Here is a 12,953-nt window from a genome sequence, read left to right on the forward strand (position 1 = left end):
GGATCAGTCTGAATATCTGGGGAGGCTAAAATTTTATCCATAGATATTGGAAAGTCTGAAGAGGAAGAATTCGACATTTGATACACCTCTGAACTGTGCTCTGAACGCTTTGATTTTTGCATTGAATGATTCAGCCGATGCGTTTGTGCTTCTGTTTTCAAAGAAGTTGAGAATGGTTTCGTAGTGATTTTGGATGGTTCTGGATACGGTGTTGAAGGATTTGAATCCTGCCTGTTCCACTTCGTTGTACCAGTGAGCTAGTTTGGTGAAGGCTACTCCCTTGATTTTGCTGGTCTGATAGATTCTGGCCAGAGACCTGGACAGTTTATAAGCTTTTTCCAGATCAGGATAGCGATAGAAAAGTATTTCTGCCCGGTGTGCCTGTGAGGGTGTCCAGGAATCCTCTGCCTTGAAAAGCAAATATCTACTCCTTGCCAAAAGCTGTTTTTCAGTGTCTCCGTTTTCGAGCTTGTTAGGAATAAACGGCTTGCCACACTCTTTGCTCAGTTCCATTTCTTTGTTTTCCTGCTCGATGGCCTCCCATCTGTGGGCAATTCTCATTTCCTGTACGGCCTCATGAACAAGTTGCTGGACATGGAAGCGGTCGGTAACCAACAGTGCTTTAGGAAAACTCCTGCGAACAATTCGTTCCATGCTGGCAGCCATGTCCAGGGTCACTTCCTTGACTTTCTTTCGTTTGCCCTCAGGTAATTTTCTCAGCACATCAATTACCCGCTCACTGTCAGTTCCCTTAATCATAGCAACCAACGCTCCCTTTTTGCCTTTGGCGGCTTTATTGGTCAGTACGGTATAGAGTTCTCCCTGAGAAAGGGATGTTTCATCAATGCTGAGGTGGGTGCCCAGATTTTCCGGAAAGAGAATCCAATCCTTGGCATGGAATTTCTGAGACCAAGTCTGAAAGTCACTGAGATGAAAAACATACTGATGTTCAAGGACCTTTCCATTCACATGGAAGTTTTCGGCAAGACTCTTACAACTTACAGGGGACGAGTCCAGTCGTTCCTTTTTAAAAAAAGCGCGAATTCCTGTGTCATTCGCGTGCCGTTAGCTACCAAATTCCAGTCCCTGCTTACATTCTTTCCCGTCTCTTCATTCAACCACTTTCTCCGCTTTATTTTCAGGAAACAAGCTTTACCCCTCAGGGGGAAATCCTGCACGGTAACTTCCTCAAAAAAACCTTTGGAAACCAGCTTTACTCCCTGAAGATGTTCAGGATGAATGTTGAGCTCTTCCAAATAAATATGATAAGCATTGTCCTTCAAGGCTGCCGAGGTAACCTTGAAAAATTCCAAAAGCCCCTGAGGCAAAAGTAAACTGAGGTAATCCTTTTCTTCCAATTGTTTTTTTTAACAAAGAAACTCGATTCACTCAAATCCCCCAAGTTTTAGGACTGATCCGGGATTGCTCGTACGCTCAGCCATGCCTCTCAACCTCTCGCGAATCTCCCTTCGGTCGATTTCAAACCCGAGGGTTCTAATCTCTTCTTTGCCGACAACCTAGAACTTTACATAAAATAAAAAAGTCAACCTTATTGCTAAAGTTGACTTGCAGAGAGGAAGGGATTCGAACCCTCGATACCCTTTAGGGGTATACACGCTTTCCAGGCGTGCTCCTTCAACCACTCGGACACCTCTCTAGGTTGATTCTCCCGATCCTTTTCTGAATCGGAGTGCAAAGAAAAAAATTATTCCCCCCGATTCCAAATTTACCTCGAAAATTGCAGCATTTTTATCAGCCTGTCATTTCCCCTGCCAAAGGAATAGTCAGTTTCCTTCTGATTTCTTCAGTGGATTTTTCCTGACCCAATAAAAACATCAATTTGGTAACCGCCGCCTCAGTAGTCATATCTGCACCACTAACCACACCCACATTCAATAATTCCTTGGATGTCTCATAGCGCCCTTGAATTACTCGACCACCGTTGCATTGAGAAACATTTAAAATGATCAAGCCTTTTTTGATGGCCCGCTCTAAAGATTTCATAAACCAAGCCTCACTCGGACTGTTTCCAGAACCATAGGTTTCCAAAACAACGCCTTTCAGTCCTTCTATATCAAAGCATGCATCCATTACTTTTTCTGTGATTCCCGGGAAAAGCTTCAGGATCATCACTCGGTTATCCAAATCATTCAGATTCACCAATTTTCGATGAGACTCGTAAGGCCTGATCGCTGCCGTATTATAATCAATGACAATTCCAGACTCAGCTAAATTGGGATAATTTTCAGACTCAAAGGCATCAAAGTGCACACTCTGAACCTTCTTAGCTCTATTGCCCCGAAGGAGCATGTGGTTAAAGAAAATACAGACCTCAGGGACAATCGGATAATCATCGATCTTAGCCGTTGCAATTTCCAAACTGGTCATCAAGTTTTCCCTTGCATCAGATCGCATGGCTGAAATGGGTAATTGTGCCCCGGTAAAAATCACAGGCTTATTCAGTCCATGAAGCATATAACTGAGCATGGAAGCAGAATAGGCCATGGTATCTGTTCCATGCAATACGACAAAGCCATCATAGCTATCGTAGTTTTCTGTAATAATGTAGGCCATGTCCTTCCAATGCTGCATAGATACATTGGAGGAATCAATGGGTTCCGGAAAGGAAATCACCGTAATGGCAATATCCATATTGGAAAGAATAGGGATTTTTTCCAGAATCTGACCAAAATTAAAAGGTACCAGCGAACCACTTTCATCATAAGCCATTCCCAAGGTACCACCGGTGTAGATAATCAATACGGAAGAAGTTCTACTGGACTTTATCCGTGTATTGAGTCGAACTATCTTATAATTCATAGCTAAATTCCTTAAATAAGCGAAGGGCATTCTGTTTGGTTTTTAATGCCACTTCTTCCTTGCTAAGCTCCAACAAATCCCCTACTCGCTCTGCGATATAAGGCAAATAGGCGGGTGTATTTCTTTTTCCCCGAAAAGGAACCGGAGCCAAGTAGGGCGCATCCGTTTCCAAAACCAGATTTTCAATGGCGATATGAGGCAAAACTTGATCCAAGCCTCCGTTTTTATAGGTACTTACTCCTCCTATTCCCAGCAAAAAACCCATTTCGATAATCTGATTGGCCTGTACTAAGTTCCCGGTAAAGCAATGAAATATCCCTTTCAATTTCCCATCATGTTCTTCCCGAACAATCTCTATGGTTTCATCCATTGACTCTCTACAATGCAACACAATAGGAAGCTCTTTTTCTTTAGCCCAGGCTATTTGAATTCTAAGCGCTTCTTTTTGCTGCTCGAAATAGGTCTTGTCCCAATACAAATCCAATCCAATCTCTCCTACCGCTGCAAATGGCCTTTTGTCTAACCATCTCTTCATCTCTTCCAATTGGCTCAAAAAATCTTCTTTGACATCACAGGGATGCAAACCCATCATGGGTATACATAGTCCGGGATAACGCTTTTCGCATTCCAGCATTCTATCTATGGTGGATACATCCACATTAGGCATATAGATTTTCTCCACACCATTATTTCGAATTTCTTCGATAACAGCGTCTAAGTCAGTATCAAACTTGCTAGAATAAATATGGGCGTGAGTATCAATCAGGTTCATCGGTATTTTCTTGATTTCCATTTTATAGGAGAAGGCCAAAAGTAATAAAGAATTGTCAGGAGGGAGATAGGAAAAAAGTAAAAATCAAAGCTTAATAGCTTCCAAAATGAAAGCTTACGTCCAGCTTTTTTTGCAAAAGTATGGTGAAACAAGGCCTGGAAAAAGGATTTCGCGCCTGCAACCAGCAAAATCCACCAGCCTATGGAGGTGTATAAAAAGATGATGGCAGGAAAATAAAAAAACTGTAAGCCCAAAATCACTTTCCAAAACCACGGCAATGTCATCACTCCAGACATCCAGCGCTTTCTTTGGGCTAAGAGCGTCACCAAACTTGATTCCGCTTTGGTAAAGGCCAAAGTATTTGAACTTACCTCTGAAATCACCTCATAGCCCAACTTGCTGACTGCCTTACTGATTTCAAGATCTTCTGTTAATGAGAAAGGTATTTCCAAAAATCCTCCACTTTCTTGGTAGGCAGAAGCTTTGATAGCCATATTATTTCCCAGGCCAGTGGTGGATAATTTGATATCAGAGGCAACTTTGACAAAGCCCTGAGTATTCCACCAATCTATTTCCTGAAAAAACGAAGCTATCCCAGCCCCAGCTACTTGGGTGATTCCTAGAGCAATTCCTGTTTTTCCTTGAAAAGAAGAGATCATTCCCTTTATCCATTGGGGATTGACCCTACAGTCAGCATCTGTGAATAGAAAATAATCACCTTCTGCTTTTTGGGCTAAAAGCCCAAGTGCAAAAGCTTTTGGATTGGTTTGAATAAATGTTGCCTCTTGAACGGTGAAGAAGGAAGCATTTTTCTTTTTTTGACACCAAGAGTCTAATAACTGAGGCGTCTGATCAATGCTCTGATCATCTGCAAATAAAAATTCAACTCGGTCTTCTGGATAATCCAACAAATCAAAAGATGCTAATAACTGGGGTAAATGCTGTTCCTCATTTCGTGCCGCAACAAGAATAGAAACTTTTGGAAATTCCTTTATCCTGTGAATGTCTCCAAAGGATTTCCAATAGTGATTGATCCGAATGATCACCACTATAAACTGATGAATTAAAAAACTGGAAATTAGGGCAGCAACTAGGAGCATTTAGAGAGAGGCCGTTTCCAAGCCTTGATCCAGCACATAATCTAAAAAATCCGGAAGGAAAGCAGGCAAAACTTGCTGAGTTTTTTCTTGATCGTGAAATAATACGATAGACCCCGGTTCCGTATGCTTTTTAGATATAGATAAAATTTGAGATGCACTCAACTTAGGATCGTAATCAGCCGAAAGCACATCCCACATGACGATATGGTGGGTTTGGGAAACTTTTCGGGCTTGGGAATTAGTCATCCAACCATACGGAGGCCTAAATAAACCAACTTTGACCCCTAGGCGATCCTCCAAGATTTCATCGCATTTCCGTACATTCTCCAGATAAGTTTCAGAAGTATATTTGATTCCAAAAAGATGATTAAAGGTGTGATTTCCTATCCCATGTCCTTCCTGAATGAGATTAGTTGCCAGCTCCGTATGCTTTTTTACATTATCTCCAACCACGAAAAAAGTGGCTTTTTGACCTCTTTTTGCCAGCTCATTCAACACAAAATCTGTGACCCCGGGGACTGGCCCATCATCAAAAGTCAAATAGATTTGGGAAGTATCCTTCTTCCAAATCCTCTTAGGAAAAAGTAATGGTGCAAGTTTGGGAGTTTTGGGAAACCAAGGCATTATTTGAAACGCAAACTGAACAATGTCAAATCATCCCTCAATGGAACTTCTCCGGTAAAAGCCTTCAAAACGTCTAGAAACTTTTCATGAAAATCTTCAGGATCAATGCACAAATGATCCTTCACAAAACCCGACAATCTATCTTCTCCAAACTCTCTTTCTTCTTCGTCCAAGGTTTCTGTCAAACCATCTGTATAGAGGTGCAGTGTAAAGTCAGCCGACAAGTCTCTATTGCCGATTTCCAAAAATGGCAGCTCTTCAAAAGCCCCTAAGATAGTAGTGCCAGCCTCCAGTAATTCGATTTCATTTTCATCCTCCCTACATAAAATCGGAGGATTGTGTCCTGCATTGACATATTCCAACTTTCGGGTTTTACGGTTGAATTTCCCCAAAAAGAAAGTGATAAATCGCTCCCCATGGGTATTGTCAAAGAGGGTATAATTCAACTGCTTGACAATCGTTGGCAAATTGGCATCACTTCTTAGAAGAGTTCGCAAGGCAGCCTGGAAATTAGACATCAATAAAGCGGCTGCAATTCCTTTCCCCGATACATCCGCGATACAGAAATAGGAAATATCCTCAGACTGCTGAATGAAATCATAATAGTCGCCTCCCACCATGCTATGAGGAAAATAGGTCACTTTTGCCTTTAACCTTTCCTCATCGGGCAATTTTGAAGGAAAGAGCATTTGCTGAACCTTAGATGCAATGGAAATCTCCCGATTAAGAACTTCCTGCTGCAATTGTTTTCTTGCAAAACGCTTATTTTCCAAAGCCACCACCAGAATATTGGTCAGTGCTTGGGTAAAATTCAGATCCAGCTCCTCTTCCCTATCCTTTCTTCTCAGAAAAAGAATGGCCAGCATCTTTTCCTTATGATATACCGGAAGGTAGGTTTCCAATTCTTCAAAAGAGAATTCAGCATTGAGTTCTAAGCGCAGCTGACCAGATTTTTTTTCATCTTTAACCTGGTCTCTCGGAATGTAGGTAGGCACTTTACCTTTTACTCCATGTGCGATCTTTTTTTCAAAACCATCTTCCTTCGAAACATAGAGAAGGAGAGATTTTATATTCAGGTGAACCAAGCAGGTAAACTTAAATATATCTCCTAAAACCGCCTCAGACTGATTTTCATTGATCGCTTGAGTGATTTCTAAGAGCGCTTTAAGCTCCAGTTCTTTACGCTGATATTTATGATTTTCTGATAGCAATTTATAATGCATTATGAGCCATTAAGCCCTCTTTAGTAGCCAAGTACAGCAATTCCGATCCTTCTTTCACTACATCTACTTGATCAAATCGTTCCTCATCCGGAGCAGATAAGCACTTAATGTAGCCCTTTTGATACAAGGATTGAAGCGTTTTCAGGATCAATTCATCCTCCCAACCTGTAGATTCCTGCAAATAACTGAATGGCTGCACAAAGTACAGCTCATCCAACAAATCAAATTCCTCTTCGCTCATGATTATTCAAGCCAAACTTTTCTTTATGATCTTTCTCCCTTTCCAGTATCCCTTCCCCGTTAAACTTTTCATTCCAACTAATAAGACATAAAAAGGATGTGCAAAAGTGGTGAAAAGTATCCCTCTTTTCGAAATTGGGAGTTTAAAACTACTCAGGACTTTTCCCAAAGTCATCCATTCCGTGAAAAATTTGATAGTCCAGACTCCAAGAACTAACAAAATCCCTGTCCAGCCCTCACCAAATAAAATCAAAGAGCTTAGCCATACCAACTGAATAATAAAAGGAATTAAACTGGCTACACTGTGAGAAAAAGACTGATGTTTATCCCATTTAGAGGCCCATCTGGCTCTTTGATTAAGTAATTTTTCCCAGCTTTTCTCAGCTTTAGTCGAAACCAAGCTTTCAGGATTTTTCAAATAGATACAGGAGTCTGGCCCAAACTTACCATGTATCTTTTTCAACAAAAACTCATCATCGCCGGAAAGGTAATTTTCATTCCCCACATACCCATCCACTGCTAAAAAGGCGGATTTTCTAAAAGCTAAGTTTGCAGCACTGCACATCAAGGGGTTTTGAGTCTCAAAAGAATAATGAGTCAGCAAAGCGATACTTGCCCAATCCAACTTCTGAAATTCATTCAAAAAACTATTTCCACCAAGCACCTGAACGGGTCCTGCTACTAGTTGGGTTTGAGGACTTGAAAAAGCGGCAATGATGATTTCCACCCAATTTTCAGGGAAAGCGCAATCCGCATCTGTAGTAAGAATCAGTTCACCCTGGGCCGAGTGAATTCCGGTACTTAGTGCCGCTTTTTTACCTTCTCCTTTTGAAGTTATCACTTGAACTCGATGATCTTCTCTGAAAGCCTCAAGCAGAATTTCAAAGGAATTATCCTCACTATGATCATTAATCATTAGAATTTCCAGATTAGGATAACTTAATTTTTTGAGTTGCGATATCAGAGAAGGCAGATTTTCTACTTCATTTCGGAAGGGAATTAAGAGGCTTACTAAAAAGCTTTTTGTATGAAGTCCGGCATAGTTCTGAGCTTGTCGCTCCCAATAGAACTTTAATCCCAGCAGCGTCAGGAAATAGAAACAAGCAAAAAGCAGATAAAAACTTAGCATCTTTTGGGCTAACTTGCGGATGTGAGTAAAGCAAGCAAAAAAGAATCAAAGGAAAAAATCATTTTGGGGGTTGACCCTGGGACCAATGTCATGGGGTATGGGTTGATACTCACAGAAGGAAAGCAATATAAACTCCTGCAGTATGGCGTGATCCATCTTAAAAAGTACGAAACGCATGAGTTGAAACTTAAAAAGATTTTTGAAAGAATCACAGGGATCATTGATGAGTTTTTACCCGACACTGTCGCCCTAGAGGCCCCCTTTTACGGAGCAAACGTTCAATCCATGCTCAAATTAGGCAGAGCGCAAGGAGTGGCGATGGCGGCAGCTTTGGCTAGAGAAATTCCCATTACAGAATATTCTCCGAAAAAAGTCAAGCAATCGGTTACAGGAAATGGCAATGCCTCCAAAGAACAGGTTGCTGCTATGTTGCAAACGCTGTTTAAATTGGAAGAATTACCGAAAATGTTGGATGCCACAGATGCTTTGGCTGTAGCTTTATGCCATCATTTTCATGAGGGACGAGTTCAGACAAGAGGCAGAAGTGCCGGTTGGAAGTCCTTTATTGAAGAAAATCCTGACAGGATTAAAAAATAGACAGCAGGAAAATTAATCAATAGGTACTGTAAAGGTCAAATGAAACAGAAAGTTTCAAAACCTGATTTTTAACATTTCTACCATAATAATTCAAATTAGAAAATCCCATATCGTAACTGATTTGTAAATTCAACTTGGGCACTGGAGATGCACTGATTCCCACAACTCCCGCAAAGTCATTTTGCTCCAGAACATTCATATCAGTTTGCACATCTCCTGGCTCTTCTCTTTTTCTTGAGATTAATTTGCTGTACTGTGGCCCCGCAAAGACGTTCAAAACAGGGAATATGTAAAGTCTTACCAGTAGAGGGAAATCCACATAATCCAAACTTTCAGTAACAACAGCTCCGGAGGGAATGGCATTAGTTTCAAAGCCTCTTTGGGAAAATTGCACTCCTGGCTCAATTGCTAAAGACTCGGTTCCCAAGGTATAATAAACCCCTCCATGGAATCCTGGATTTGCTTTATAATTAGTATCTGAAAAATTGGAAGATGAAAAACCAGCTCTCAATCCAAATTGAGCATGGGAGGCTGAAATCAATCCAACCACAAAGAATAGCGTTAAAACCTTTCTCATATGTTCATTATGTTTTAAATTTCCATAAAACTAACTGAAGCACATTATTTAAAAGTATTTCGGTTGATTTTTTTAATTTGTGCTATGAAACAATCAACGGGCCTCTTTGAAAATATTACTACTGTCAGTGAAGCGACTAGAGTAGGTTTTATTTCAAAATTAGAAGAAATCAAAGCTGAAAAAGGTTTTAAGCTGGAACAAGAAGGTCATGTTAGTGGCTATTTATATTATATTTCTGAAGGCTCTGCAAGAAGCTATTATACCCGTGAAAACAGAGATATCACGGTTTCTTTCTCTTTGGAGGGAGAGTTTGTTACTGCTATGCACTCGTTTATCACGAGAAGTCCCAGCTACGAAACCATTGAAACTTTGGAAAAATCATTGCTGTACCGGATTTCACATCAGAATTTACAACAATGCTTTGTGGAATTTCCGGAAATGGAAAGGGCTTACAGGATCATATTAGAGAAATATTACATCGCGCTTGAGGAGCAATTAATCTTCTCCAAATTCAAATCAGCCAAAGACCGATATCTGGAGTTGATGGATAAAAAGCCCAAAATCATTCAAAAGGCTTCGGTTGGACAAATCGCTTCGTTTTTGGATATGACTATTGAGACCTTAAGTAGAATCCGGGCGAGAATTTGAAATTTTGACTTTTATCAAGGTCATATAGTCAGGGATGGGTTAATTTTGGTATACCCCAGAATTAACCAGCACATGAGAAAAATCACCTTTTACCCAGCCCTTCTAGTTTTTATTCTACTATTGATTGGATGCTCGGAATCCAACCATGAGCAACTTTTTGATTCATCCAAACTACCCAGAAAAAGTATAGAAGAGGTAGAAAGCATTATTGAAGCTTTTATCATGGCTGAGGATAGTTCTGTAATCGAAATCCCGGAAGGTTTTTATGAATTAAACACCCAGCTAATCTTAGACAATAAATCCAATGTCACCATCAAAGGAGCTGGTATGATGAAAACAGTCCTTTCTTTTAGAGGCTTAAAAACCGGTGGGGAGGGAGTGAAAATTGTTGGGAATAATATCAAAATAGAAGATTTAAGTATAGAAGATGCTCCCGGAGATGGGATTAAAGCACAACACACGGATGGCATAGTATTTAGGAAAATCAACGTTACATGGACGAATGGGGATAAGTCAAAAAATGGGACTTATGCAATCTACCCAGTGCAGTGTAAAAATGTAGTCATTGATGATTGCGTCGCATCTCATTCCAAGGATGCAGGGATTTATGTAGGCCAGTCAGAAAATATTATTGTTAAAAACTCCTTGGCCTTCGGAAATGTCGCTGGAATCGAGATTGAAAATTCTGATAATGCTGAGGTATTTAATAATGTTGCCAGAAATAATTCCGGCGGCATTCTGGTCTTCAATCTTCCAGGTTTGCCTAAGTCAGATGGAAAAGGAACCAAAATTTACAACAACCAAATTTTGGAGAATAATCATAAGAACTTTGCTACACCTATAGGAGAAGGACCAAACGGAAATACCGTAACCATGATCCCTCCTGGTTCAGGCATTGTGTTGCTAGCCGCCAAGGATGTGGAAGTTTTTGGTAATAAAATCCTTAGAAACAAAACCGCCGGAATAGCCATAGCCAGTTATCAAATCACCGGTTTTCCTACAGATGCCCCAAACTGGTCTCCGTATACCAGCAATATTTACGTTCATGACAATGAATATGACAGAAGTAAGGGATTCCCTGATTTGACAAGGGAATTAGGTCAATTGGTCAGTTTGTATAATGCCCATGGGAAAGCCAAAACCCAGGATATTATCTATGATGGCTTTTGGGATCAGAATCTTTCTAAGACGATCGAAAATAACCCCATGAAGATTTGTATTGAAGAAGCCAATATGTCTGAACTTTTCTTCACACTTTTTGACCTGACAGGAGGAAAAGAAGAAATTAAATCAAATAAAAACTACCAGCCTTTTACTAATTGCACTGTTTCCATTGCAACTGATACTTCAAAAATTCAAAGCTTATAAACATGATCTTGAACAAGTTCACTTCTTGGATCGCCTTTGGAATTCTTCTATTCGCTAGCTTTTCCTGCAAAAAAGAGACTCTGGAGCAGGTAGTAGCTGAACTTCCCGTTGAAGAAGAAAATGCGGATGGGAATTTCCCTTACAAATGGTTATCTACTTACAGCTTTTTTGAAGGTGAGCTAAACAAATTACGCCAAAACTCAGAGCTTCTAGAGTACTTTCCTGCATCTTCCCTATTTACAGATTATGCATTCAAATCTCGTTTTGTATCCATTCCTAAGGATAGTATCGCTGAAATCATTGATGGGGAAATCAATTTTCCAGAGGGAACCATATTCATCAAAAACTTCTATTATCCGGAAGATTTCAGGAAACCAGAGGACAAAAAAAGAATTATTGAGACTAGACTTTTGATCTTGGGAAGTACGGGCTGGGAAGCTTATCCTTATATTTGGAATGAAGCCCAAACAGATGCTCAGCTCAAGGTGGTTGGCGGACAAACAAAGGTAAAATTCACAAATCTGAATGGGAAAGAACAGGTAATTGACTATCTAATCCCCAATAAGAATCAGTGTAAATCCTGTCATAATAAGAATGAACAATTAGCCCCGATAGGTGCACAAATCAAACACCTTAATTGGGAAAGAAATGAAGGTGAGACATCCAAAAATCAATTGCTTGTTTGGCAGGAAAAAGGAAAATTAAACGGATTTGAAAGTCCCTTAAGCCATCCTAGTCTGAATAATTACGAGGATAAAAATCAATCCCTTAACCTGAGGGCAAGAGCCTATTTAGATATCAATTGCGCTCATTGTCACAATGCAGAAGGACCTGCCAGTACTTCAGGGTTATTTTTAGATTATGAAGAAACAGACCCTTTAAAATTGGGGCTGAATAAAACTCCAGTAGCTGCAGGAAAAGGAGCGGGAAAATTCACTTATGATATTTTACCAGGGAAACCAGATGAATCTATCCTTTTACACAGGATGAAAAGTACTGAGGTAGGAGTTGCTATGCCTGAAATTGGCAGAACTACTGTCCACGAGGAAGGAATTAAGCTGATTAGGGAGTGGATTTTGTCTTTAAAATAAAAGAGGCTGTCTCAGAATTAGCTCTAGTGTCAGCCTGAGCGCCTGCCTGACGCAGGCAGGGAGTCGAAGGCCATTTCTATCGTTGTTGCCCACATTTCGACTTCGCTCAATGTGACAAATTGCACTTTTGAGACAGCCTCTTGCCTTCTATCGTTTTTAAAGAGATATTCCCAAAGAAATTTTAAATCCTCTATTGTAAACATCTGCATCACTATCCTTAAAAACCGGAGTCATTCCGAAATCATAAGAACCCTGCAGATTTAGACCTGAGGCAGGATTGAAACCAATTCCAAAAACCAATCCAGTATCTAAATCCCTGACATTGGAGGTCTGAAGGGAAACCGTAGAACTCCCGAAATCCCCTTCAAATTTGGAATCCAACAAAAATGAAACTTGAGGGCCTGCAAAAATATTGAAGCTATCTCCAGCCTTTAAACGTAATAGCACAGGCACATCAACATAATTCAAAATTGCTCTGCTGTTCAATGCATCATTATTTTGCGTACCCTTCACAGAGTAAAATACACCTGGCTCCAAGCTTACAGGGCTATCCGGTAAGAAATTGGCATAAATCCCTGCATGGAATCCTGCTCTATTGGTGTAATCGTTTTCTGAAACATCACTTCCTCCGAAGTTGAAGAAGTTAACACCTCCTCTAAAACCGATGCCAGACTGAGCTTGGACATTGCTTATCATCAATAAGCCAAACCCTAAAATCAATAGGTATTTTTTCATATAATTATAATTTGTCTTTTAAAGGCCAT

At 40.3% G+C, this 12,953-nt stretch carries 15 protein-coding genes and 1 tRNA gene; 4 read left to right on the forward strand and 12 right to left on the reverse strand.

Annotated elements, in window-relative coordinates:
- Positions 1-33: 33 nt before the first annotated feature.
- From FL972_RS03875 to FL972_RS03920, 10 genes are all read right to left on the reverse strand, one after another.
- Positions 34-969, reverse strand: a complete 936-nt coding sequence (locus FL972_RS03875) for an ISAon1 family transposase (protein ID WP_144602282.1) — start codon at positions 967-969, stop codon at positions 34-36.
- A gap of 29 nt (positions 970-998) precedes the next feature.
- Complete coding sequence (locus tag FL972_RS19515; RefSeq protein WP_144602284.1) at positions 999-1,358, reverse strand: ISAon1 family transposase N-terminal region protein; 360 nt, start codon at positions 1,356-1,358, stop codon at positions 999-1,001.
- A gap of 211 nt (positions 1,359-1,569) precedes the next feature.
- A tRNA-Ser gene (locus FL972_RS03885) sits at positions 1,570-1,657 on the reverse strand.
- A gap of 95 nt (positions 1,658-1,752) precedes the next feature.
- A complete protein-coding gene (locus FL972_RS03890) occupies positions 1,753-2,820 on the reverse strand; it encodes an asparaginase (protein ID WP_144603787.1) in 1,068 nt (355 codons plus the stop codon).
- A complete protein-coding gene (locus tag FL972_RS03895) occupies positions 2,810-3,592 on the reverse strand; it encodes a TatD family hydrolase (RefSeq protein ID WP_144603920.1) in 783 nt (260 codons plus the stop codon). Before FL972_RS03895 ends, FL972_RS03890 begins: the two co-directional genes overlap by 11 nt.
- Positions 3,589-4,692, reverse strand: a complete 1,104-nt coding sequence (locus FL972_RS03900) for a glycosyltransferase (protein ID WP_144603788.1) — start codon at positions 4,690-4,692, stop codon at positions 3,589-3,591. Before FL972_RS03900 ends, FL972_RS03895 begins: the two co-directional genes overlap by 4 nt.
- The gene (locus FL972_RS03905) at positions 4,693-5,316 is read right to left on the reverse strand and encodes a polysaccharide deacetylase family protein (protein ID WP_144603789.1); all 624 of its coding nucleotides are present in this window, start codon (positions 5,314-5,316) and stop codon (positions 4,693-4,695) included.
- Positions 5,316-6,539: a PP2C family protein-serine/threonine phosphatase gene (locus FL972_RS03910; protein WP_250161279.1), complete on the reverse strand. Its 1,224-nt coding sequence runs from the start codon at positions 6,537-6,539 to the stop codon at positions 5,316-5,318. Before FL972_RS03910 ends, FL972_RS03905 begins: the two co-directional genes overlap by 1 nt.
- Complete coding sequence (locus FL972_RS03915) at positions 6,529-6,780, reverse strand: hypothetical protein (protein WP_144603790.1); 252 nt, start codon at positions 6,778-6,780, stop codon at positions 6,529-6,531. The genes FL972_RS03910 and FL972_RS03915 overlap by 11 nt, the downstream gene beginning before the upstream one ends.
- 6 nt (positions 6,781-6,786) lie before the next feature.
- The gene (locus tag FL972_RS03920; RefSeq protein ID WP_144603791.1) at positions 6,787-7,908 is read right to left on the reverse strand and encodes a glycosyltransferase; all 1,122 of its coding nucleotides are present in this window, start codon (positions 7,906-7,908) and stop codon (positions 6,787-6,789) included.
- Between the two features lie 21 nt (positions 7,909-7,929).
- On the opposite strand from FL972_RS03920, the gene ruvC reads away from it, so the two are divergent.
- Positions 7,930-8,505: a crossover junction endodeoxyribonuclease RuvC gene (gene ruvC / locus FL972_RS03925; protein WP_144603792.1), complete on the forward strand. Its 576-nt coding sequence runs from the start codon at positions 7,930-7,932 to the stop codon at positions 8,503-8,505.
- A 16-nt stretch (positions 8,506-8,521) separates the two neighbouring features.
- Here the strand turns inward: ruvC and FL972_RS03930 are convergent, their stop codons facing one another.
- Positions 8,522-9,082 (reverse strand): porin family protein, encoded by a 561-nt coding sequence (locus FL972_RS03930; protein WP_144603793.1) that lies wholly within the window; start codon positions 9,080-9,082, stop codon positions 8,522-8,524.
- Positions 9,083-9,166: 84 nt separating this feature from the next.
- On the opposite strand from FL972_RS03930, the gene FL972_RS03935 reads away from it, so the two are divergent.
- The 3 genes from FL972_RS03935 to FL972_RS03945 all read left to right on the forward strand — a co-directional run bounded on the left by FL972_RS03935 (position 9,167) and on the right by FL972_RS03945 (position 12,189).
- Positions 9,167-9,730, forward strand: coding sequence for a Crp/Fnr family transcriptional regulator (locus FL972_RS03935; protein ID WP_091648766.1), 564 nt, complete (start codon positions 9,167-9,169; stop codon positions 9,728-9,730).
- A 72-nt stretch (positions 9,731-9,802) separates the two neighbouring features.
- The gene (locus tag FL972_RS03940) at positions 9,803-11,098 is read left to right on the forward strand and encodes a parallel beta-helix domain-containing protein (protein ID WP_144603794.1); all 1,296 of its coding nucleotides are present in this window, start codon (positions 9,803-9,805) and stop codon (positions 11,096-11,098) included.
- A 2-nt stretch (positions 11,099-11,100) separates the two neighbouring features.
- The gene (locus tag FL972_RS03945) at positions 11,101-12,189 is read left to right on the forward strand and encodes an SO2930 family diheme c-type cytochrome (RefSeq protein WP_144603795.1); all 1,089 of its coding nucleotides are present in this window, start codon (positions 11,101-11,103) and stop codon (positions 12,187-12,189) included.
- 156 nt (positions 12,190-12,345) lie between these two features.
- Here FL972_RS03945 and FL972_RS03950 read toward each other — a convergent pair whose 3' ends face one another.
- Complete coding sequence (locus tag FL972_RS03950; RefSeq protein WP_091648755.1) at positions 12,346-12,924, reverse strand: porin family protein; 579 nt, start codon at positions 12,922-12,924, stop codon at positions 12,346-12,348.
- Between the last annotated feature and the right edge of the window lie 29 nt (positions 12,925-12,953).

The organism is Algoriphagus algorifonticola (assembly GCF_007655305.1).
Lineage (GTDB): Bacteria > Bacteroidota > Bacteroidia > Cytophagales > Cyclobacteriaceae > Algoriphagus > Algoriphagus algorifonticola.